At 49.1% G+C, this 22,525-nt stretch carries 27 protein-coding genes; 25 read left to right on the top strand and 2 right to left on the bottom strand.

Translation table 11 applies throughout. From position 1 onward, the window contains the following. The first annotated feature begins 532 nt into the window (after positions 1 to 532). The 18 genes from AOA63_RS00335 (at position 533) to AOA63_RS00420 (ending at position 15,246) form a co-directional block, all read left to right on the top strand. Complete coding sequence (locus AOA63_RS00335; protein ID WP_053957847.1) at positions 533 to 1,060, top strand: sulfocyanin-like copper-binding protein; 528 nt, start codon at positions 533 to 535, stop codon at positions 1,058 to 1,060. 98 nt (positions 1,061 to 1,158) lie between these two features. Beyond that, entirely contained in the window at positions 1,159 to 3,198 is a 2,040-nt protein-coding gene (locus AOA63_RS00340) for a molybdopterin-containing oxidoreductase family protein (RefSeq protein ID WP_053957848.1), read from the top strand. Further along, the gene (ftcD, locus tag AOA63_RS00345; RefSeq protein WP_053957849.1) at positions 3,192 to 4,088 is read left to right on the top strand and encodes a glutamate formimidoyltransferase; all 897 of its coding nucleotides are present in this window, start codon (positions 3,192 to 3,194) and stop codon (positions 4,086 to 4,088) included. The genes AOA63_RS00340 and ftcD overlap by 7 nt, the downstream gene beginning before the upstream one ends. 85 nt (positions 4,089 to 4,173) lie before the next feature. Then, positions 4,174 to 4,545, top strand: a complete 372-nt coding sequence (acpS, locus tag AOA63_RS00350; RefSeq protein ID WP_053957850.1) for a holo-ACP synthase — start codon at positions 4,174 to 4,176, stop codon at positions 4,543 to 4,545. A gap of 4 nt (positions 4,546 to 4,549) precedes the next feature. Continuing rightward, positions 4,550 to 6,064 (top strand): NAD(P)H-hydrate dehydratase, encoded by a 1,515-nt coding sequence (locus AOA63_RS00355; RefSeq protein WP_242848354.1) that lies wholly within the window; start codon positions 4,550 to 4,552, stop codon positions 6,062 to 6,064. 49 nt (positions 6,065 to 6,113) lie between these two features. After that, positions 6,114 to 7,220, top strand: a complete 1,107-nt coding sequence (gene alr / locus AOA63_RS00360) for an alanine racemase (protein ID WP_053957852.1) — start codon at positions 6,114 to 6,116, stop codon at positions 7,218 to 7,220. Between the two features lie 46 nt (positions 7,221 to 7,266). Then, the gene (locus tag AOA63_RS00365; RefSeq protein WP_020373963.1) at positions 7,267 to 7,521 is read left to right on the top strand and encodes a CopG family ribbon-helix-helix protein; all 255 of its coding nucleotides are present in this window, start codon (positions 7,267 to 7,269) and stop codon (positions 7,519 to 7,521) included. Between the two features lie 18 nt (positions 7,522 to 7,539). Next, positions 7,540 to 7,890 carry a type II toxin-antitoxin system PemK/MazF family toxin gene (locus AOA63_RS00370; RefSeq protein ID WP_171822743.1) on the top strand — a complete coding sequence of 117 codons (351 nt, stop codon included), beginning with the start codon at positions 7,540 to 7,542 and terminating at the stop codon, positions 7,888 to 7,890. A gap of 92 nt (positions 7,891 to 7,982) precedes the next feature. After that, the gene (locus tag AOA63_RS00375; protein WP_053957854.1) at positions 7,983 to 8,729 is read left to right on the top strand and encodes a gamma-glutamyl-gamma-aminobutyrate hydrolase family protein; all 747 of its coding nucleotides are present in this window, start codon (positions 7,983 to 7,985) and stop codon (positions 8,727 to 8,729) included. Between the two features lie 2 nt (positions 8,730 to 8,731). Further along, on the top strand, positions 8,732 to 9,757 hold the full coding sequence (locus tag AOA63_RS00380; RefSeq protein WP_053957855.1) for an asparaginase: 1,026 nt from the start codon (positions 8,732 to 8,734) through the stop codon (positions 9,755 to 9,757). Then, positions 9,745 to 10,887, top strand: a complete 1,143-nt coding sequence (locus AOA63_RS00385; RefSeq protein WP_053957856.1) for an amidohydrolase — start codon at positions 9,745 to 9,747, stop codon at positions 10,885 to 10,887. Before AOA63_RS00380 ends, AOA63_RS00385 begins: the two co-directional genes overlap by 13 nt. Positions 10,888 to 10,996: 109 nt before the next feature. After that, complete coding sequence (locus tag AOA63_RS00390) at positions 10,997 to 11,419, top strand: rubrerythrin family protein (RefSeq protein WP_020373958.1); 423 nt, start codon at positions 10,997 to 10,999, stop codon at positions 11,417 to 11,419. Between the two features lie 61 nt (positions 11,420 to 11,480). Beyond that, positions 11,481 to 12,758: a heterodisulfide reductase-related iron-sulfur binding cluster gene (locus AOA63_RS00395; protein ID WP_053957857.1), complete on the top strand. Its 1,278-nt coding sequence runs from the start codon at positions 11,481 to 11,483 to the stop codon at positions 12,756 to 12,758. Positions 12,759 to 12,760: 2 nt separating this feature from the next. Beyond that, positions 12,761 to 13,351, top strand: coding sequence for a DUF3501 family protein (locus AOA63_RS00400; RefSeq protein WP_053957858.1), 591 nt, complete (start codon positions 12,761 to 12,763; stop codon positions 13,349 to 13,351). Then, entirely contained in the window at positions 13,348 to 13,782 is a 435-nt protein-coding gene (locus tag AOA63_RS00405) for a Fur family transcriptional regulator (protein ID WP_053957859.1), read from the top strand. The genes AOA63_RS00400 and AOA63_RS00405 overlap by 4 nt, the downstream gene beginning before the upstream one ends. Next, the gene (locus tag AOA63_RS00410; protein ID WP_053957860.1) at positions 13,761 to 14,360 is read left to right on the top strand and encodes a uracil-DNA glycosylase; all 600 of its coding nucleotides are present in this window, start codon (positions 13,761 to 13,763) and stop codon (positions 14,358 to 14,360) included. The genes AOA63_RS00405 and AOA63_RS00410 overlap by 22 nt, the downstream gene beginning before the upstream one ends. Before the next feature lie 35 nt (positions 14,361 to 14,395). Then, complete coding sequence (locus tag AOA63_RS00415; RefSeq protein WP_139061414.1) at positions 14,396 to 14,626, top strand: hypothetical protein; 231 nt, start codon at positions 14,396 to 14,398, stop codon at positions 14,624 to 14,626. A 71-nt stretch (positions 14,627 to 14,697) separates the two neighbouring features. Next, positions 14,698 to 15,246, top strand: coding sequence for a phage holin family protein (locus AOA63_RS00420; RefSeq protein WP_242848242.1), 549 nt, complete (start codon positions 14,698 to 14,700; stop codon positions 15,244 to 15,246). Positions 15,247 to 15,293: 47 nt separating this feature from the next. Here AOA63_RS00420 and AOA63_RS00425 read toward each other — a convergent pair whose 3' ends face one another. Continuing rightward, a complete protein-coding gene (locus tag AOA63_RS00425; RefSeq protein ID WP_347474735.1) occupies positions 15,294 to 16,271 on the bottom strand; it encodes an alpha/beta fold hydrolase in 978 nt (325 codons plus the stop codon). Here AOA63_RS00425 and thiL point away from each other — a divergent pair. From thiL to rimI, 4 genes are read left to right on the top strand one after another with little or no spacing between them, the layout of a single operon-like run. Beyond that, on the top strand, positions 16,224 to 17,231 hold the full coding sequence (gene thiL / locus AOA63_RS00430; protein WP_053960575.1) for a thiamine-phosphate kinase: 1,008 nt from the start codon (positions 16,224 to 16,226) through the stop codon (positions 17,229 to 17,231). The two genes, AOA63_RS00425 and thiL, sit on opposite strands and share 48 nt — an antisense overlap. Then, a complete protein-coding gene (tsaE, locus tag AOA63_RS00435) occupies positions 17,188 to 17,703 on the top strand; it encodes a tRNA (adenosine(37)-N6)-threonylcarbamoyltransferase complex ATPase subunit type 1 TsaE (protein ID WP_082343637.1) in 516 nt (171 codons plus the stop codon). The genes thiL and tsaE overlap by 44 nt, the downstream gene beginning before the upstream one ends. Before the next feature lie 3 nt (positions 17,704 to 17,706). Beyond that, positions 17,707 to 18,396, top strand: a complete 690-nt coding sequence (gene tsaB / locus AOA63_RS00440) for a tRNA (adenosine(37)-N6)-threonylcarbamoyltransferase complex dimerization subunit type 1 TsaB (RefSeq protein ID WP_053957865.1) — start codon at positions 17,707 to 17,709, stop codon at positions 18,394 to 18,396. A gap of 2 nt (positions 18,397 to 18,398) precedes the next feature. Next, a complete protein-coding gene (gene rimI, locus AOA63_RS00445) occupies positions 18,399 to 18,893 on the top strand; it encodes a ribosomal protein S18-alanine N-acetyltransferase (RefSeq protein WP_053957866.1) in 495 nt (164 codons plus the stop codon). A gap of 37 nt (positions 18,894 to 18,930) precedes the next feature. Here the strand turns inward: rimI and AOA63_RS00450 are convergent, their stop codons facing one another. Beyond that, positions 18,931 to 19,422: a hypothetical protein gene (locus tag AOA63_RS00450; RefSeq protein WP_053957867.1), complete on the bottom strand. Its 492-nt coding sequence runs from the start codon at positions 19,420 to 19,422 to the stop codon at positions 18,931 to 18,933. 100 nt (positions 19,423 to 19,522) lie between these two features. Between AOA63_RS00450 and tsaD the strand changes: the two genes are divergently transcribed. From tsaD to murC, 3 genes are all read left to right on the top strand, one after another. Next, positions 19,523 to 20,491, top strand: coding sequence for a tRNA (adenosine(37)-N6)-threonylcarbamoyltransferase complex transferase subunit TsaD (tsaD, locus tag AOA63_RS00455; RefSeq protein WP_139061415.1), 969 nt, complete (start codon positions 19,523 to 19,525; stop codon positions 20,489 to 20,491). A gap of 41 nt (positions 20,492 to 20,532) precedes the next feature. Then, positions 20,533 to 21,045 (top strand): gamma carbonic anhydrase family protein, encoded by a 513-nt coding sequence (locus tag AOA63_RS00460; RefSeq protein ID WP_053957869.1) that lies wholly within the window; start codon positions 20,533 to 20,535, stop codon positions 21,043 to 21,045. Between the two features lie 74 nt (positions 21,046 to 21,119). Further along, positions 21,120 to 22,502 carry a UDP-N-acetylmuramate--L-alanine ligase gene (gene murC, locus AOA63_RS00465; protein ID WP_053960576.1) on the top strand — a complete coding sequence of 461 codons (1,383 nt, stop codon included), beginning with the start codon at positions 21,120 to 21,122 and terminating at the stop codon, positions 22,500 to 22,502. Positions 22,503 to 22,525 lie beyond the last annotated feature (23 nt).

A 22,525-nucleotide genomic window follows, 5' to 3' on the forward strand; every position in this document is an offset into this window, starting at 1 on the left:
GTCTTAGGATTTTCGAAATAGAACAACCTAATAATTGACGTCTTGCTTGTGAGAAACACGATGCTTGTCTTGTATGATCAATGAAATAACCACTTGACCAACGATGTGACGCAAAACAAAAAACGCCCCTAAATCTTTAGGGACGGTAGTCACCGCGGTGCCACCCTATTTGACAGATCAATGATCTGCCCTCTCTTTGGCTATAACGCAGCACTGCGATCAACTCATCGCTGATATCCTCCTGGGCGGAATCGGGCTCGGGCAGCTCATCGGGTTCCATCCTACCGACTTTCTAGAGAACCACCCGGCTCTTCCCATTCATTGGCTGTTTGTGAAATTATAAACATAGTCTGGCGTGCGTGTAAAGACTTTTTATCAAGAAAATTTTGCCGGGCATGTTTGCACCAGATGGCTTGTCCTCGTGATGTACAATGGAAAGAAACGTTGGCTCGTCATGGACAGGGCAGGAGAAAGCCTGTTCCACGGTCGTCGACAACGTGAAAACTCAATTGAGATAAAGAGGACAGTTGCGATGAAGTTAGGGTATGTTTTGTCATTAAGTGTCTTAAGTTTAGGTTTGTCAGGATGTGGATTGTTTGCTGGACCGCCCCCCCAGACAGTGCCTTCAATGGTAGTTCCTTCACCGTCCCATGCCAAAAGCCAATGGATGACGGTGAATGAGGCAGCACACTCGCTCAGTTTAACCGTTATTGCTGGCTATCAGAGTCATGGCTTTAATTTAAATGGTACCCAAAATGGTGCCATGTGGATTACTGTGCCCGTGCATTGGCATGTTACCGTACATTTTACTAATGATTCCGGGTTATCAAACTCTTTGGCCGTAGTACCGGGCCCGACCAGTAATCATGTCGTATTTCCGGGGGCTTCGACAAAGGATTTAACCAATGGTATTCCCCAAGGGCAGAGCCGAGTTTTCTCTTTTACGCCTATGCGTACAGGCCATTTTCGATTAGCAAGCTTGGTGCCAGGACACGAAGATTCGGGGATGTGGGCGCATTTTGTGGTGACGAATGGGGGCAAGCCCTCTTTGCGCTTCTAAAGATTATATAATGCGCGCAACGTATTCCTTTTAACATACACACCGTACGCACACAACACGGAGAAAGAACTTGAACTTCAAGAAAGGATGGCCTGATTATGACCAGTGCCCGAAGGGTACATGGAGTCTGTCCTCATGACTGTTATGATACATGCGGCCTCGAAATCACGGCGCAAGATAACCAGGTGATTCGCATTCAGGGAGATCGAAATCATCCCATTACACAAGGCTTTGCCTGTTTGAAGATTAACCGGTATTCAGAACGGCTCCATCATCCCGATCGGGTACGGTATCCCTTGCGACGATCCGGACCCAAAGGTTCAGGTAAGTTTACACGCTGCACATGGGATGAAGCCATGACGGAGATTGGCCAGCAATTACAGCATATTATTCAAAATTACGGGGGCGAAGCGGTTTTACCCTATAGTTTTTCAGGAAATATGGGGATTTTAAGTGAAGCATCTATGGACCGACGATTTTTCCATGCAATCGGGGCGAGCCGGCTTGCACGGACTATTTGCACGGCATCAGCCGATGCGGCCTGGAAATGGGTTTATGGTTCTCGCATTGGCCCTGATCCGGAAAGTATTGTCTACGCACGATTTATTATGTTATGGGGAACCAATCCGGTGGCCACCAATATCCATCAGATCCCCTTATTGGATAAGGCGGTGGAAAACGGAGCCGAGCTGGTTGTGATTGACCCGGTAAGGACCGAAACGGCAGACCGTTATGGCTCTCATATTCGTTTAAATCCCGGAACCGATGCGGTTTTGGCCATGGGCATAGGACGCTATATGGTGGATGAAAAACTCTATGATGCGGAGTTTGTGGGTCGTTATAGCGTGGGGCTAGAGGCCTACCGTCAATTTGTGGAACCATGGACTCTAGAGAAGACGGCGTTAGTCACCGGTATTTCTCAAGACTTAATTCAACACCTGGCCAGGAGGATGAAAAATGTTCAGCCCCTACTAATCCGAACGGGATACGGGGTTCAGCGCCATCAATACGGAGCCTTAGCCATATGGGCGATATCTGCGCTATCCATTTTAACCGGATCATATCGTTATCCAGGCGGAGGACATTTAATGTCCAATAGCGAAATGTTTCCCATCAATTGGGACAAACTCACGCGGCCGGATTTGCTGAAGGGAAATCCGCGGGAAATAAACATGTTGCAGTTAGGAAACGCCTTATCCCCTGCATTGAATCCGCCCATCAAAGCGTTGATTGTGTATAATTCCAATCCGGCTGCTACCGCTCCCGATCAATCGGCGGTATTGCGAGGTCTCATGCGTGAAGATTTATTAACCATAGTGCATGAACAGATGTTAACTGATACCGCCCGGTACGCTGACTGGGTGCTACCGGCGGCAATGTTTCCGGAAATTCTTGACGTGCACACCTCTTATTGGCATCGTTACGTTCAATTGAATCAACCGGCCATAACCCCACCTGGTGAAGCGGTATCAAATACAGAATTTTTCCGGCGTTTGGCACAATCTGTGGGATTAGGGCGAGAATCCTGGGCATTAGATTCCGATGAAATCTTAATCAAGCAGGCGCTAGACACGGATCATCCCTGGCTTCAAGGGATTACTTGGGATTCTTTGCAAACTAAGCCGGTGCAAAAACTCCGCCTGTCTATAGAGGCTCGGCCATTCATCGACTTTGGATGGCCTAAGTCGGGACTGCGTCTTGATCCTTTACCCTTTAGCAGGAACGCGTTTAAGGAATTTGTCGGGAATATAGCTGATAATCGCTACCCTTTGTGGCTTATTACCCCGTCACGAAAAAACACAATTAAGTCAAGCTTCGCTAATATCAACAGTCTTTTAGTGAAAGAGCCTGTGCCAACAGTCTATATGCATCCCCAGGACATGAAGATCTTTAATGTGAGCCATGGTGAAAAAGTGGAATTATATAATGACCAGGGATCGTGTCAAATGGTTGTTCATGCCAGTGAACGGGTATCACCGGGTGTTCTCGTGAGTTATGCCGTCCGGTGGAATAACGATGGGAACGGAAAGAATGTGAATCAACTAACGAGTCAAGCGTTGTCGGATTACGGTGGAGGCTCAACTTTTTATAATACGCGGGTAAGTATGAGATGGTGTCAACAGGAGGAGTCATGCTGATAGAATCGGTCCCAAATTTTTCTGAAGGACGTCGTCCTGAGGTGATGGCGGCCATAGCCGAGGCGGCGCGGATTGATGGGGTGAAAGTTTTAGGCATGGAGGGAGATCCCGATCATAACCGTTCCGTGCTTACGGTGGTTGGAGAACCCCAGGCGCTTGTTGAGGCGGTCTTTCGTGCGGCCCAAGTGGCCGTAAGTCACATAAATTTGCAACATCATCACGGAACCCATCCTCGTATGGGGGCCATTGACGTCGTGCCCTTTATTCCTTTGCAAGATGCTACCATGGAGGATGCAATAAGTACCGCACGAAAATTGGGGCACCTGTTTGCCCAAGAACTTAATATCCCAGTTTATTTATACGAACAGGCCGCTACAAAACCGGAGAGAAAGAATTTAGCTGACGTGCGCCGAGGCCAATTCGAAGGGTTATCACGTCGTATGGTCAATGACCCGCCTGACTTTGGTCCAGCACATCCGCATCCTACGGCTGGCGCGAGTGCCATCGGAGCGAGACTTCCGCTCATTGCTTTTAACGTGTTTTTAACGACCACCAATATGTCAGTGGCTAAGCATGTGGCCCGAGCTGTGCGCGGTTCGAGTGGGGGATTGGTCGGGATTAAAGCCCTGGCGATGAATACGGTCAGCCATGGACAAGTGCAGGTGTCATTAAATTTAGTGGATTATCCCAAAACCCCTTTGCCTAGAGTCTTAGAGATGATTCGGCAAGAAGCTATGCGCTATGGCGTCAGCATATCCCATACTGAGCTGGTTGGATTTATGCCTGCACAAGCCGTACTCGATACGGTACGGTATTATTTACAACAACCCGAGTTACGCTTTGACCAGATATTAGAATGGGCCATCATGAAGGATTCTTCGCTCAAATAGTCCTGATGTCTCGTTTCTCGGATATTCCCGACTTCGGCTATAATAAAATGAAAAGTGTACTGATTGAGAGAATGGAGATCCACTGATGATCTATGGCATTGGGGTAGACGCCACGGAAATCGCTCGCATTGCTAAGGCGTTAAGGAATCCCCGTTTTCTTCCTCGTTTATTTACCGAAGAAGAAGCCCAGAGCATAGGAAATGGTCCTGAAAGTATCCGGCGCTGGGCTGCACGGTTCGCCGCTAAAGAAGCTTTAATCAAAGCGTGTGGGGGAATCCGTCAAAGCCGTTGGACCGATATCGAAATCATTCGGCAAGTGCATCAAGAGCCTATGGTTCGGGTCCGAGGACCCTTGGGACAATGGATTGAGCAAAATCACTTGAAAATTTGGTTATCATTTACCCATGAGCAGCATTATGCGATTGCCATGGTTGTGTTAGAAAAAGGGAGTGCGTGACGTGATGGAAAGCCACGCCGTGTGGACGGTAGAAGAATCCCGCGCGCATGACAACAGGGCCCAAGAAATGGGCGTCAACCTCTTGGCCTTGATGGAAACGGCAGGAGCGCGGGCTGCATATTATTTGTTGCCAGAGCTCAAGGGACATGGACTCATTATTGCTGGCAAAGGCCATAACGGCGGAGATGCGCTGGTGATGGCACGGCATTTGGCGCGTTATGGAGATGTTCAGCTGCTGTTGCCATTTGGTGTACCCAAATTTCCCGGAGCCGAGGAATTGCTCAAGGCCCTTCAAAATTATGGGGCTAAAATTGTGAGGCCCGATCAGATGGAGAGGGCTTTGAGCCAAGCCAGATGGGTTGTTGATGGCTTATTTGGCACCGGTTTTCACGGGAACGTGGAAGACCGATTGATTACCGAGTTATGGAGAAGGCTGAGTCAGACTGAGAATAGAGTGTATGCTCTCGATATCTTGTCAGGAATTGATGCGAATACCGGAAGTTATGGTCTTGATCCCGTTTATGCCTACAAAACCCTGAGCTTTGGGGCGGCGAAATGGGGACATTTTAGTTTTCCGGGATCCCGTTTTAGTGGACAACTGGTCATCTTAGACATAGGACTCCCTGATTTAGGTCCACCATCTGGGCAATGGCTGGATCCATTATGGGCTAAAATGCATATGCCTCCTCGGGACTTTTATGCCCACAAGTACCGGCGCGGACGCGTAGCGGTGATAGGCGGTTCGCCGTCCATGCCCGGTGCTCCGGTTCTTGCGGGATTGGCAGCTCTCAAAACGGGAGCGGGTCTGGTCGAGCTGTTTGTGCCCCGTAGCATTGTCCACCGTGTTCAGGCACCTACGCCATTATTGGTGCGTGGTGTCGGTGAGGGCGGCAATATGGTTTTAACGGGAGAAGACGTTGAAGCGTTGAAAAGGGCCGATGTTGTCATCATTGGGCCAGGGTTAGGAACAGGAGTAAGCCCGGCATTACTCGAAACGGTTATGACCTTAGGCAAGCCGTTGGTCATTGATGCTGATGCCCTGAGCTTATTAAAAGAGATTGCCACGGGACCATTACCAGAGGGAACAGTTCTAACGCCTCATAGCGGAGAAATGGCCCGATTATTGGGAACAACGGCACAAGCTGTGGATGCTTTTCGCTATCAGAGTGTCAAACAGGCCGTAGACCGTTACCAGGCATGTGTTGTTCTTAAAGGGCCCTATTCGCTAATCAGCCGCGGGCCAACTTTTGTTAACACCGCGAATACACCCGCTTTGGCGACAGCCGGATCAGGGGACGTTTTAAGTGGTATTATTGCCGCGCTGTTAGCGGGGAGATATCCCAAAGATGTTACGGAAATGACCGCGCTGGCCACCTATTTGCATGGATGGGCAGGGATTCATGCGGAGCGTGAGCATGGCCTCAGTGTGATAGCGACGGATATTATTGCCGCACTTGGCCAAGCTTGGGATAGCATTGTGCGCGAGGAACAACCTCCAATGTTGCCAGAACGTTTTTGACTCCAAGACAATCACGATAGACAGAATAGAGAGGTAGGGCAAGGCGTTGATGAGACCGACGGTCGCCACGATTCATTTAGATCGATTGCGTAAGAATGTGCAGTGGATACGAGCACAACTGAATCCTCATGTGAAGATGATGGCTGTCGTTAAGGCGGATGCCTATGGTCATGGTGCGCACAAAGTGGCGGAGGCGGCTTTAGAGGCGGGTGCAGAGTTTCTTGGTGTCGCTCTCGTTGAAGAAGGGATGGCGCTGAGACGTCATGGAATTCGATCACCCATCTTAGTGTTGGGGCAAGTTCCCATGAATCAAGTCACCGAGGCCATTGCCTATGACTTGGACATCGTCGTGTTTGATCCCATGACGTTTGATCAGGCCGTACGCGCTGGTCAATTTCTGCACAAGCCCGTAAAAATTCACTTGAAGTTAGATACTGGGATGGGACGGATTGGCTTATGGCCCGATTACTTCGACCGGACCTGGATAGAACGATTAAGAAATCCGGCCATAAGTTTCCAAGGCCTTATGACGCATTTTGCCAATGCTGATGCGCAAGACGAGCGAGGGACTAAAGAACAGGTCCAAAGATTTTTAGACGTCCTAGAGATATGTCGGGAAAACGGGCTTGAACCGCCTTTTGTGCACGCAGCCAATTCGGCAGCGGCGCTGAAAATGCCCGGGACTCAGTTTAATTTGGTCCGTATTGGGATTGCCATGTATGGATTGGAAGCCTATTCACCAATGCCCGCGGACTTAAAACCGGTATTGGAACTGACATCGCAAGTGGTTTTTATCAAAACAGTCGACGAAGGCTTCGCCGTGGGGTATGGCAGCACCTATATCACCCAGGAACCTATGAAGATTGTGACCGTGCCGGTAGGTTACGCCGATGGCTACCGCCGGGGACTGTCGAACCGGGCACACGTTTTGATCCGGGGACGGAGATATCCGGTGATTGGACGGATTTCCATGGATCAATTGACCGTAGGCATGGGCATAGACGATCCAGTGGCGATAGGCGATCCCGTGGTGCTGATTGGGGAACAAGGCCAAGAGAGTATTACGGCCGATGACTTGGCTCGTCTTTTAGATACGATCGGTTATGAGATTGTGAGTGGGTTATCACCAAGAATTCCCCGGGTTTATGGTAATTGACAGTAAAATTTTGCGAAGTCTATAATGAATTGGAAGAGGGAAAGAGGTGGGCATTTTGGAAGAAAACCGTCGCGTGATAGTGCGTTTGCCCCATCATTTGGTGGACGCATTAGATAAGATGGCGGACGGAGAAGGACGTCATCGAAGCGAAGTGATTCGCGAAAGCGTCGAGTTTTATCTTGCAGAACAGCGTAAGCAGCAACTCCGGCAGGAACTGATTCAAGGTTATCAGGAACTTGGCTCGCTCAACGCGGCCCTCGCGGAAGAACACTGGGAATACGCCGGATATTCTAGGGAGTAATCGGTGGCAACCTCAGACATTGTCGTGAAACGTGGTGACATTTTTTTTGCAGATCTCTCTCCTGTAGTAGGATCGGAGCAAGGCGGCATACGTCCTGTGCTAATCCTGCAAAATGATATCGGTAACCGGTATAGTCCAACAACCATAATTTGTGCGGTTACCTCACAGGTTTTTAAGACACGGTTACCGATTCACGTGGATCTGAAAGCTGAGGAATCTAATCTCGACCGGGATTCGGTCATCTTGTTAGAACAGATTCGAACGATTGATAAACGCCGACTAAAAGAGCGCATTGCGCATTTAAGTCCTGAAGTGATGAACCGAGTCAATCAAGCCATCGTCATAAGTTTAGGCTTGACCGATTTGTAAAGTTAAGGTGAGTCCACGCACGGACTCACTTTCCCTATTTAAGGCACCAGTTAGGAACATGGTGAATTCCAAAATGAAAGGTGGGCCACCTCGTGTCGACGCTGCAGCTAACGAAGCCCTTAATCGGGATTTCTGTTTCACGAGAAATCGGTTCGGATAATGTGCCGCGTGACTTCCTGCGTGCCAGTTATCTTCATGCCATACAATTGGCAGGTGGCATCCCCATATTATTGCCCAATATCCCTGAGAGCCAAGAAGCCTTAAAAGTCTGCCATGGCCTGCTGTTGACTGGCGGGGGCGATTATGATCCGGCATGTTATGGGCAATCCGATAAGGGAACGAAATGGGATGGAGTCTCTGCGGACCGGGATGAAACGGAATTGCTATTAATTCGTACGGCCTTCGATTTAGCAATGCCGGTATTTGGGATTTGCCGGGGTATTCAGGCCCTAGCTGTGGCCGGCAATGGTTCCTTGATTCAAGATATTGCTACAACCTATCCGGACTCATTATTGCACCATCATCAATCGGCGCCGCGTTCTTATCCCACTCATCAGGTGACGGTGGACAAATCGAGTCGTCTCGCCAGCATTGTAGGCACTGAACAAGTACAGGTAAATTCGTTTCACCACCAAGCCGTCGACAAGGTACCGAAAAACTGGGTGGTTAATGCCCATGCTGAAGATGGACTGATTGAAGGGATTGAATTGCCGCAATATCCCTTCGCTATCGGTGTGCAATGGCATCCCGAAGATTTGGTCGATAACTTTGGGGAGGCTCGTCAATTATTCATATCGTTTGTGCAAGCGGCACGACAATATCAGGAGGCAAACTATTAGGCATGGCAGAAAAAGCAGTCGAGATCCTTCGCGGTAAGATGGTAGAAAGCCGCGCATTTGCAGATGTAGCAGTCGTTGATAGTTTAGGACATATTCGTTTTTGGCTGGGGAATCCCGAACGCCCCACATTTTGGCGGTCGAGCGCGAAACCGTTTCAAGCACTGCCCGTAATTTTGTCGGGGGCGATGGAACGGTATCATTTTTCTTCCGAAGATGTAGCGATTATTTGTGCGTCCCACGGGGGAGAGGAGGCCCACGTCCGGCAAGTGTCCTCGTTATTAGAGCGGATTGGCGCAAGCGGCGAGGATTTAGCGTGCGGTGTGCATCCTCCAAGTGATCAAGCATCTTGGCGGTCTTTATTGGAAACAGGTCAAGAACCGACGATTTTACACAACAACTGTAGTGGTAAGCATACGGGCATGCTAACCTTAGCACGCATGTTAGATGCCCCGTTAGCCGGTTATGAAAAGAGCGATCATCCTGTTCAACGCAAAATCCGCCAGGCTATCTCGCTTATGACCGATATTCCTGAAATGGATTTGATTACAGGTATCGACGGATGTAGTGTCCCGACCTTTTACTTGCCACTAGCCCGCATGGCTCTGGCTTATGCCAGGCTAGTCGATCCCCGCGGACTTCCTGAGGATATCCAGGCTGCTACCGCCGTTATCGCAGAAGCTATGCGCCTTCATCCATATTTGGTGAGTGGGACGGGACGTCTTGAGGTCACTTTAGCTGAAGCCACGCATCACCGGTTTGTGGCTAAAGGTGGTGCTGAAGCTGTCTTTTGTCTAGGAATTCCAGAAAAAGGACTAGGTTTAGCGGTTAAAATCGATGATGGCATGTCACGGACCATCCCTCCTGTTGTTATCCATGCGCTAGAAGACATGGGTATCCTATCAGCTCAAGAATTGATGGCACTCTCAGAAGTGAGGGTTCCCATTTTACGCAATCACCGCGGATTAGAGGTCGGACGCATAACGCCGACATTTCATTTACACCGGGGGAAAATCTTATGTGGGCATTAACACATGTTAGGATCATGGACGGCAGTGGGCTAGATATCGAAGATGGGGGAATGTTGATCGACAATGGGCGGATTGTGGATGTATCTACCCATCTTCAGGTTCCACTTCACGTGAAAGAGGTATCCGGACAGGGGCAGCTATGTTTGCCGGGATTTATTGATGCCCACAGTCATATTGGACTGAGCACCAGCGGTGAGACTTTAGGAAACCAAGATGTCAATGAGGCTACCGAAGCCATCACCGCTGACGTGCGGGCCTTAGATGGGATTAATCCCCACGATCCCGCGATTTCAGAGGCCTTATCGCAAGGAGTGACTACGGCGTTCATAACAATGGGTTCAGCCAATGTAATCAGTGGCATGGGCTCTGTTGTGCATTTATGGGGAGAGACCGTGGAAGACATGGTGATTGCCCCTGCAGCCGGAATGAAGGCAGCTATGGGAGAGAACCCTATTCGTGTGCATGGCAATTTGAAACACCGACCCAGTAGCCGGCCCGGAGTGGCGGCCATTTTGAGGGAATGGCTAGAAAGGGCCCGGTTATATGCCCAGCAAAGCCACGTTAGTTATAAAGATTATGATCCGCGTCTTGAAGCGCTAGCGGCTGTGGTCCGCCGGGACATTCCCTTACGGGTTCATGCGCACCGGGCAGATGATATCTTAACCGCCCTTCGCATTGCCCGTGAATTTCATCTCAATCTTGTCATCGATCACGGTACCGAGGCGGATTTAGTTATCGACCAAATTAAGGCGGCGGGCGTGTTCGTGGTGACAGGACCCTCTTTTTCCGCCCGAACCAAACAAGAGTTGCGCCACAAAGGATTTCATACACCAGCAGCATTAGTCCAGGCTGGAATCGTGACGGCGGTGGCTTCTGATCACCCTGTGGTGCCTGCTGAGTATCTGCGGCTTTATGCCGGCCTTACGATGCGCCAGGGATTAAGTTTTACCCAGGCCCTCAGCACCATCACCACAGCGCCGGCACAAATTTTAGGGATGGGTGATCAACTCGGGCAGTTGAAAGCCGGTTATCGAGCGGATTTTGTACTTTGGAAGGGAAATCCCCTGACCGATATTCAAGCAGAAGCCACGGCCGTCTATATTTCCGGGCAGTCCGTGTTGTCATCGTAGGACTGATTGGGTTTTCTACTAGTAAAAAAGTGTTGCTTTTATCTACGTCCTAAATTAGAATAATTATTAGGTAAGTTTTATTACCAAAACAGAATGAAGGGGGATTTTTATGCCATCATTAGCGAATACCAAGACCCACGCCAACTTAAAAGAAGCCTTTGCCGGAGAATCGCAGGCTAACCGCCGTTATTTATTCTTTGCTCAAAAAGCCGATATTGAAGGCCGCCCCGAAGTAGCTGGATTATTCCGTGACGTCGCTGAAGGAGAAACCGGTCACGCATTTGGACATTTTGAATTTTTGGAAGAAGTCGGAGATCCGGTCACAGGTGTTCCTGTCGGTAGCACCGAAGATAACTTGAAGAGTGCGATTGAAGGTGAAACATACGAATACACGCAAATGTATCCGGGATTTGCCAAAGTTGCCCGTGAAGAAGGGTTCGATGAAATCGCGGAATGGTTTGAAACTTTAGCACGAGCGGAAAAAAGTCATGCTGGGCGATTCACCAAGGGCCTTGCTGCACTCGAGGACTAACCGGGGAACAAAGGGGGGCCTTGGTGCCCCCTTTTAACGCTACGTTAAGGGGGGATGTTTAGTGGAATATAATCCGAATACGGATACCTATTGGGATGAGAGTGCATTAGTCCAGGATATGAAAACCGCATTTGACATTTGTAATGGATGTCGGCTTTGTTTTAGCCTTTGTCCATCGTTTCCTGATCTCTTTAAATCGGTAGAAGCGCATGATGACAACGTGGACTTATTAACAGACGAAGAATTGGCACGGCCTGCAGATTTATGTTACCAATGTAAACTGTGTTATATGAAATGTCCCTATATCCCTCCGCACCGTTTTGATTTAGATTTTCCTCGCTTAATGCTGCGTTCAAAAGCCATTCGGGCCAAAAAGAACGGCATGGCACCAGTGGACCGCTTCCTTGGAGATCCGGAACGCATTGGGCGCTTAGGGACGGCGGCGCCGACATTGTCCAATTGGAGCAATCAAAATCCGATGATGAGACAATTGATGGAGAAAACCATTGGCATTGATCATCGCCGTCATCTTCCCAAATTTGCCATCATGCGGTTTTCGACGTGGGCTTTAAAGCGTCAAAAACGCCTCGAAGAGACCGATGTGGCGATATTTAGTACCTGCACCGTGGAATATCATGAACCGGGTATTGGCCAGGCAGCTATGAATGTGCTTAGCCACAATGACGTGCGCGCCACGGTCCCGTCAAACCAACGCTGTTGTGGAATGCCGGCACTAGATGGTGGAGATATTGCTGGCGCGATGGAACGTGCCAAACAAAATGTCTCTATTTTTGCACCCTATGCGAAGGCGGGCAAAAAAATTTTGGCTTTACAGCCTACTTGTGCCTATGTTTTGAAACAGGAATATCCCCTATTATTGGGAACGGATGATGCTAAAGCCGTCAGCGAGGCCACCATCGATGTTACGGAGTACTTGGCGCATATGGCACGACGCAAACAATTAAAGACAGATTTCAAACACGGTCTTGGCACGGTTACCTATCATTTGTCCTGCCACACCAAAGCCGAAGGGTTGAGGCGATCGGCTAAAGACCTGTTAAGTTATATTGACGGCACGACAGTGAATGTGGTGGACCGGTGTGCTGGCATCGACGGCACCTGGGGATTAAAGGCCGAGTTTTATGATGAGTCGCAGAAAGTCGCGGCCAAACTAACCGAAGCGTTTCAGAAAGCGACGGGTACGACTGCATGCTCTGATTGTGCCTTGGCCGGTTTACAAATTGAAACGGTCGCAGATAGGGCGCCTAAACATCCGGTCGAACTATTACAGGCCGCATATGGGCTGGCTGGTGTAGACAGTTTGGAAAGTGAGGATTAATCATGAGACCTTTGACCCGAGAAGACATTGTGCCCAATGAGATATATGAACAAACGCGGGATCAATTCAGGCGCCGGATTATTGACATCAAAAAAGTCCGGCGGGTCGACATTGGTCCTAGAATTTCCGTGGTCTTTGAAAATCGCGACACGATGCGTTTTCAAGTCCAGGAAATGTGCCGTATTGAACACATCACCCAACCGGAATTGATTCAACAGGAATTAGATATCTATAACGATTTGCTTCCCTTGGGATATGCTATCGGTGCCACCTTGTTGATTGCACTGAGTCAAGAAGACAATATGCCAGAAATTTTACGGCAGCTATCGGGTGTTGAAGAACAGGTATATTTGCAGACCGACAAATTTCGAATTCATGCACAAGCCGAACTCGGGCGGTCAACTGAAGAAAAGACCAGTGCTGTTCATTATTTGACGTTTACCTTTACGAAGGAACAAGTTCAACAATTCGCCGAATCCGAGAACAATACGGTTGCGATTCACCATCCGCATTATGACTATGTGGTGGCACTGCCGGAAGTGACGAAAGCATCATTGTTAGCGGACTTGATTCAAGAACGGGGAAATCTATGAACCCATCGGTTCGCAGTTTAGATCTTTTGCGTTCATCGGGACTCAGGATTACACCGCAGCGCTTGGCCGTCTTTGAAAGTATTGCCGGCCTGGATCACCCTGCAGTTGACGAAATTTATGACCATTTGCGTCATAGTCACCCGGGAATGAGTGTGGCTACCGTCTACAATACCGTGGAACGCTTGGTCCAAGAAGGGCTAGTGCGCGTCATTATGGTGGAAGGTAAAAGACGATATGATTTACGTCTGGATCACCATGACCACTTACTATGCCAAGTGTGCCATCGGTTGGAAGATTGTCCGGATGATTGTCCTTCGGCTGGGATGACGGTGCCCCAGGAATTTTTGGTCAAGGGACAGACATGGCAGATAAATCAACACACGGTGATTTTGGAAGGGGTTTGTCCGCAGTGTATGAACTCACAACCTTAAAAGTCACAGAGTGCCAACGGTGTCCTCTTTCTCTCGGTCGAACGCAAATTGTAAACGGATCAGGGTGCATTAAGGCTGCTTTAATGTTTACCGGGGAAGCTCCGGGAAAAGCCGAGGACCGTCTAGGAGTGGGATTCCAAGGGCAAGCAGGGAAAATTTTTGATGCTATGCTAGCCTATCTAGGGTTAAGGCGAGACGAGATTTGGCTTAATAATGCCGTGCGGTGTCGGCCGTTACAAGGCCAAAAGAACCGAACTCCCCGTCGCGACGAGATTGAAGCTTGTAGGCCATGGCTACTTCAAGATGTGGATCAGATCGCTCCACGCCTCATTGTGACTTTGGGCCGCATTTCCTATGAATCACTTACCAGACACGACGACTTTGCCGCCATGCGTGGCAAACCTGTAACAGTTCCTGGTCTGCCCTCTGTGTTTCCTTTGTTTCATCCGGCCTATCTCATTTACCGGCGGGAAATGCGTGTTGTGATGTGTCAAGATTTGACGGCCTTAATCCGCTACATGGATGACAACGGCATTGAACATCGGCCGTCCGAACAACTGGGATTTTGTCTGTCCTGAACGGTGAAGATATCCCGGTCGCAGCTTATTTCACCATGAACATCAGCTGGGGACTCCAGGCAGCGATGCCTGGGCGTTTCTTTGAAGGGAATGGGACGGCGAGCCGTGATTCCGGTGGTCTGATAAATCATGACGATCGACTTAGCCGCATGATGCAAAGCATTGTGGTTCACGGGTTCGGTCTTTTGACTGATACGGTAACCGGCCCGACCGCAGAGTTTCCGAAAATATTTTTGGTCATCCGTGTGAAATTTCATTGTCAGTAATATTTTGGTAACGATTTTCGGAGATAATAGATGAGGATTGAGTGATAAGGATCAGGATGAAAGGGGAATGAATGATGGCTGACGAATTATTACATGATAACCACGCTGCGCATGTGGCGGCGACCTTTAAAACCTATGAAGAAGCTGAAGATGCGGTGCGTAAACTGATCGATCGTGAGGTTCCGGTTCAACATATTTCTTTAGTGGGAAAGAATTTTGCTATTAAGGAAAAGCCTTTAGGCTATACCACTATTAGTGGCGTTGCGAAACAAGGCAGTAAGTTTGGTGCCTTGTGGGGTGGAGTTTTAGGATTGCTGATGGGATTCACCATCTTTTTCAGCCCGGTAGCGGGGCCATTAATTTTATTCGGCCCGTTGGCTTATGCTCTGGCAACGGCTGTGGAAGGCGCTGTTTTTGGAGGTTTAGCGGGCGTTTTGGTCGGTTGGGGAATGAAACATGAAAAAGCCATTGATTATCAACGATCGATTGAACAAGGCGATTATTTGGTTACAGTGAGTGGCGACCCGGAGTTGGTGAACCGCGCTTATTTACTATTAAAGAGCATGGAACCGACGCATGTGGATTTATTTGATCCAACAGAAGCCGCGGCTAATAGCTAAACATGTTGATTACAAAGAACCGTCTTAGGAAGACGGTTCTTTTTTCGTTAAAAGACCTGGGGGAGGCGGCGTTCAAGAAAATGGGCAATGCTGCGGTTAGTTAATTGGGGAGCTTCAATGTGAGGCAAATGGCCAACCCCATCAAAGACGACGAGTTCCGCATCCGGTAACGCCTTTTCTAATGCTTTGCCATATTCTAAGGGAATAATACGGTCTTCCCGTCCCCAAATTAGCAAAGTGGGCATCGTGATCTGGTTGAGATTTTGGTCCGGATCCGGCACAATGCCTTGAGAACCTAAATATTTTGCAAAGCTTTGACGCCCGCGGTTCAGTTCTTTGGCATCGTCCAAGGTACGGTAGGGAGTGAACTCGCGATAACGCTGAGGATCATGAACCAAACCCGACATAAATTGATCAGGGGGCAGAGTTAAGGGGTTGATTATCGGCACACCGGGCAAATTCACGCCAACACTGTCGAGGATAATTAACGCTGATACCATATGAGGATAGTGTGCGGCAAAGGATAGGGCCACGCGTCCTCCCATGGAATTTCCCCCTAAGATACATTGGGAGATGTTAAGAATTTCGAACCAACGTTGTAAAACGTGCGGAATATGTTCAACGGATGTGACGTCATCAATCCATTCAGATTGTCCAAAGCCGGGCATATCGGGGGCTATGACTCGGAACGAAGGAGAGAAATACTGAATCTGGTGCCAAAAGGCTTTGCCAGTGCCACCCCCACCGTGCAAAAACACGAGGGGATAACCTTGACCACTTTCGAACCAGCTAAACCCTTTACCACGCCAACGGCTCGTCTGGCGTATAATATCGGTGGTAATTGTTGTCGCCTCCTTGTATAAGCTGTCGTTATTGTAAACTTGTCGCCGACCAAAGAGAAGGGAAGACTGTAGAAAAGAGAAGATATGGATATTATAGAGATGCGGACATTTAGGCGTCGTAAACAAGGTGAAACGATGAAAGTGAAAGATGTGGGCGAACGAGCGCTCATTTCGACGATCCACCGTTTGCAGGCTATTGTTCCCATGGGATATTTAGGCATTGGGGATGATGCGGCCTATCTTCCCCCGTCTCCTGCGGGTTGGCTTATCAGCCAGGATATGCTGGTTGAAGGGGTGCACTTTCGCTTTGATTGGATGACTCCCGAACAACTGGGAGAAAAAGCGGTCGCCGTGAACATCAGTGATATCGCAGCGATGGGGGGCATTCCCAAGGCTATTCTAACGAGTATCGCCGTGCCCGGGGATTTTGATGTAGAAGTTATCGAGGCCTTATACCGCGGGATGGCGAAGGCGCTTGATCGTTACGGAGCCGTATTAGTAGGCGGCGATACCGTGTCTTCGCCAGATAAATTCACGTTAGATGTATCCGTGGTGGGCCATCCGGGAGCCAAAGGACCGGTGTTATTATCCGGAGCCAAACCCGGAGACCGGTTATTTGTCACGGGTCGTCTTGGCGCATCCTATGCGGGCTATATGCTATTGTGTCACAATGTGAGTTGGCCAAGCACCTCCATTCAACATCGAAGTGTTTTGCAAGCTCACTTGGCACCGGTGGCACGTGTGGAGGCCGGTCAGCAACTTGGGGCATTGGCTCATGCTATGACAGATATTTCTGACGGATTAGTCAATGAACTGAAGGCCATGACGCGGTTTGGCGGGATTGGCGCCAGAATTGAGGCCGAACGGGTCCCTATTGATCAGGCTACCAAAATGGTTGCCAAAGAATATGGACAAGATGCCTTAGATTTTGCCTTATATGGCGGTGAAGACTACGAATTGTTGGCCGCGGTTCCACCTTCTCGTGCGCGGGAAGCCGAACTATTGTGTTTACGCTGCGGGGTGCCCATTACCGAAATCGGGGTTGTGACCGATACGTTGGGAATTCATGTGATGCGAGACGGAGAGGAGCTCGCGGTAGATGAACGAAAAGGATTCCATCACTTCGCCTTGGATCAGGACTAGTTACAATCTCGAGCAAACCCAGAAACTGGCTAGCACGCTGGTAGAGTTGCTGCTGCCTTCTGGAGTAATGTTGTTTTCAGGGGATTTGGGAACAGGCAAAACCACGATGATTCAAGCTATGTTATGGCATCTAGGCTATAAGGAATCGGTCAAATCTCCTACCTTTGACCTTGTTCATATCTATGAGTTCCATCCCTTTCGTGTCTACCATGTCGATTTGTACCGGTTGGACAGTCCCGAGGAGCTGGCGGTATTAGATTTACCCGCTCCTGGGGAAGAGAATACCTTGCTCTTGGTCGAATGGGGCGAAATGTTGACAACATTTTACCCCGAGTATTTTCAGCTAACGTGTGAGGCGTGTGGGGATACCTGTCGCCGGTTCACGCTCGAGACCCACGGGGAAACTCTCCAACAACGCTACGGGACATGGCAAGCTCGCCATTCTATGTCAGATAAGGAGAGAAATTCCTAAATTATGCGCGTATTAGGATTTGATGCATCGGGTCAAACCTTATCCGTGGGCTATATTGAGGGCGATGCAGTTTTGGCCGATTTATATTGGCAACGGCCAAAAACCGCAGGCAGTCATTTAGTGGCGTGGATCGAGATGATTGTGAAAGAATTCGGACAACCTGAGGGTGTATCCGTGGGAATTGGCCCGGGATCATTTACTGGAGTTCGCATTGCACTGAGTGCTGCTAAAGCCTTGGCCTATGCATGGAAAGTGCCAGTAGTGGGGGTTTCATCTTTACAAGCTTGGGCGTACTCCATTAAGGGATATCAGGGAAAAGTTTTTGTATCTAGTGAAAAAAGAGGACCGGCATTTTATGCGGGGCTGTATTTTCTGGGTCATAATCCTTTTCCTGAAGTGATTATCCCAGATTGGGCGGTGAACCAATCCTTGCCAGAGCTTTTTCCACTATCCGAACCGGTAGCGATCGTTGGTCCGGTTGCTGCAGATCGGTCATATAGTTATCAGATCAGTTTGCACCCCATATCCTTACAATGTCCGATATTAGGGAGTCGTGTGGCATTTCTTGGTCAAAGCAGGTTACAATTAGGGCAGGTGGACGATCCCATGACATTGGCTCCGTTATATATTCGCCCACCCGCGATATCGACGCCACGAGGGCGAATAGGGCCTGAGGGGAAAGGAAGACAGTAGGCATGGCAATCAGTGATGATCGAACCGGAAACGACTCGTCTCAATCCTCCCCGGATATTGTGATCCGGGATATGTATATGGCTGACTTGGATGCGGTAATGGGCATTGAAAGCCATTCATTTCCTACTCCGTGGTCGCGTAATGCCTTCCAAACTGAACTTTTAGAAAATACTTTTGCAACCTATCTTGTTGTGGAATTTCATGGCAAAGTTGTGGCTTATGGGGGAATGTGGATTATTTTGGATGAAGCGCACGTGACCAATATTGCGGTCCATCCGGATTACCGCGGGCACCATTTGGGAGAAGCAATTATGATGGGACTTATTGAACGGGCCAAACATGCCGGCGTGGTGCGGATGACGTTGGAGGTGCGTCGCAGCAATTTAGTGGCACAAAATTTGTATAACAAATTAGGATTTGTGCAATTAGGTGTGCGGCGCGGCTATTATACAGATACGCGCGAAGATGCCTTTATTATGTGGAAGGACCCATTGTAAACGGTTTTTGAGGCGGTCAGGAAATTCACGTAACAAATTAACTGACACGGGACTCGGGTTCGGATTTTTTGGCCGGACTGGGAGGAGAGCCTTTGATGGGCCATCCGCCCCACCAGCTGGCAAAGCCTCCAAGAAGACCATAAAATCCGGCTGCAAACAGCGCGGTAATCACTGCGCCAGAAATCATATGCAAGTGCAGCATTGTGATCACCGCTTGAGCCGGTACGCCGTGAAGCTGGCGTATTAAAGCCATCTCCGCCTGGGGTAAACGAATTGTATATTGGTAAATGAGGGAGCTAGCAAAAGCACTAAAGGCTCCTAATAGTAGGCCTGGCCAAAATGGCTGGTGCCCCCGCTTTTTTAGATGCCGGCCAAAAATGATAAAAATTAGCACGCTAAAGAGAAACGAAAAGATGTGACTGAGCGTGAGATAGGGGTAGGTTTGCGCGGACAAGGCCAATACCGAAGGCCCTGCCAAGACGAATAATAACAAGATGGTAGAGATGATCGCTAGCCCAAACATAATCATTATGCACTCCTTAGTCGGGTAACATATGATTAATATGGCGAATGATATGGGGATTTTATGCATTTAAGGAGTAGGAGGAAATCCAACGAAAATTTTAGGGATTGAATCATCTTGTGATGAAACCGCTGCTGCCATTGTTGAAGACGGCCGACACCTTATTGCGACGACATTATCCTCATCAGCTCAAATTCATGCGCAATACGGAGGGGTCGTGCCCGAAGTCGCAGCGAGAGAACATGCCCTGGCCATTTTGCCGGTCGTTGATGCAGTCTTGAGGGAGTCTTCGCTTACCCTTCAGGATCTCGATGCGATTGCGGTAACGCAAGGGCCGGGGCTTTTGGGGGCGCTTTTGGTTGGCGTGACCTTTGCCAAAACTTTAGGTGCTGCACTCAATATTCCGGTCATAGGGGTTCACCATCTTGAAGCCCATCTCTATGCTAATGCCTTAGTCGATGCCTTACAGTTTCCCGCATTGGCTCTTTTGGTTTCCGGTGGCCATACTTCTTTGCTTTTATGGCGAGATTATTTACAATGGGAACTTCTTGGGGAAACGCGGGATGATGCAGCGGGGGAAGCGTTTGACAAAGGAGCTCGAATTCTTGGACTTGGGTATCCTGGCGGACCTGAAATTGAACGGCTGGCCCGCCGGGCTGAAAAAAAGTCGCTGCATTTGCCCATCGCCAATCTAGGGAATACGTTAGATTTTAGTTTTAGCGGGGTGAAAACGGCGACACAAACGTTATGGAAAGATCATTCTCATGAGCCAGAAGAAGTGGCCTACGCGCTCCAACAAGCGGTCGTTAAAGCGCTTGTCAAAAATGTCGAGAAGGCTCTAGATCGCTATTTGGTTGAGCATCTTTATGTGGCTGGTGGTGTCAGTGCCAATCAAGCGTTGGCCGAGGCTTTAAGGCATCTTGGGCAAATGCGAAACATACACATCCATATTCCTCCTACGGCATATTGTACCGATAATGCGGCAATGGTGGCGGCGCTTGGATATTATCTGTGGCAAGCCGGAAAATCCATGGGACCTTTTGAAGGCCCTCATGCTGTCTTGCCGTTGCGCTAGTACGGTACACACAGGAGGGGAAAGGAGGATGGTGATCGGTCATGTTGTTAAAATTTGGGGAATTCTATCCCGAAGTGGGTCAGCCGATTTTTGTGGCGCCAGGGTCTTATATCATCGGGCAGGTGGTATTAGGTGACTATGTCTCGGTATGGTTTAATGCCGTCATTCGGGCAGATAGTGCACCCATTATCATTGGAGCTGGCACTAACATCCAAGATAATGTGAGCATACATGCGGATCCTGGTTTTCCTTGTGCCATCGGTCAAAACGTCACGGTGGGCCATAATGCGGTCATTCATGGAGCACAAATTGCGGATGAGGTGTTGGTGGGGATGGGGGCCATTGTGATGAATGGCGCTAAGATTCACCCGAGGGTTCTGATCGCGGCCGGATCCTTAATACCTCAAGGCATGGAAGTTCCTGAAGGAATGCTTGTTCAGGGCCATCCGGCCAAAGTGGTGCGAGCCTTAACCACACAGGAAATGGAAGGAATAGTCCAATCCGCTCAACATTATCAGCAATTGTGGATTAAGCAAGGATGGCATTTTCGGTAGATATTTTTGGTGAACGAGGCATGAATACCGCAGAGATGGTAAATCATACCCCAAAAAGCTTGGAGGGATTCATTGTGAAGCACGTACACTTCATCGGCATAGGCGGATATAGTATGAGCGGGTTAGCCCTCTTGCTGCACCAACAAGGATACCAGGTCACGGGGTCTGATGTGAATCCTTCAAGCCGTACAGAGCGTCTTCAAAAGCATGGGATTCCGATTGAATTTACACACAAGCCGGAAAACGTTCGTGGAGCCGACTGGGTTGTTTATAATACAGACGTCCAAGAAGACAATCCAGAAAGACAGGCCGCGGTCGCCCAAGGTATTTTGTTGTTGCACCGTTCGGAAATCCTGGCACAAGCCTTGGCAGGTCATAAAGCCATTACCATTAGCGGGACGCATGGAAAAACGACAACGACGACAATGATCGGGACGATATTGCAAGATGCGGGACTCGATCCCACGGTGTTAGTGGGAGGAGAAGTCCCCCAGTTTGAAGGGAATGTGCGTATGGGCCAAGGAATCTATGCCGTCGCCGAAGCTGATGAGAGTGACGGCACATTTTTACGCTATCATCCCTTTATTGCGGTGGCAACGAATGTCGAACCAGAGCATTTAGATCATTATCACGGGCAATTTTCGTCGTTGATTGCGGCGTTTCAAGAATATTTGGCTAAAGTTCCAGAGAAGGGATTAGCAGTCATCGGCGTGGATAACCCGCATTTATTGACTTTATCGCGAACCTTGGCGGTTCCAATGATGAGCTATGGACTTTCATCTGAAGCGAGGGTGCGAGCCCGGAATATCGTTCTTGGGGATCATCAAACCCGGTTTGACGTTGTCGTTGATGGACAATTTGTGACGCCAGTCATTTTGTCAGTGCCGGGACTTCATAATGTCGTAAACAGTTTAGGCGCGATGGCCGCCGCGTATCATATTGGGGTTCCCTGGGACGTGTCGGCGAAAAGTCTTGAACGATTTGTAAATGCTAATAGGCGCTTTCAAGTCTTGTTGGAGCATCCGGTGATGGTTGTGGATGATTATGCTCACCATCCTACGGAGATTCAATCGACCTTAAAAGCATGCCGGCAACGTGCTAAAGGCCGGGTGATTGCATTATTCCAGCCGCAGCGGTATGTGCGCACCCAAAACTTATGGAATGAATTTGTGACGGCTTTGCAAGATGCAGATATTTTGTATTTAACCGATATTTATGCCCCTGCTGGAGAAATGCCGATCCAGGGCATCAGCGGTGAACGTTTGGCCGAAGATATTGCCCGTCACGGAAAAGCCGTGCATTTTCGCAAGGATATGTTTGCTGTTGTGGATGAATTGGCCGAAAGCTTACAAGAAGGAGACCTTTTTATCACCATGGGCGCCGGCAATGTTTATTTAGTGGCACGGGATATGGCAAAGAAATTAAATACCAGAGGTGTGTCCGGCGCAGGGTTGTGATAGACTGATTAGAAATTCCGAAC

The organism is Sulfobacillus thermosulfidooxidans, from assembly GCF_001280565.1.
In the GTDB taxonomy this organism is placed as follows: domain Bacteria; phylum Bacillota; class Sulfobacillia; order Sulfobacillales; family Sulfobacillaceae; genus Sulfobacillus; species Sulfobacillus thermosulfidooxidans_A.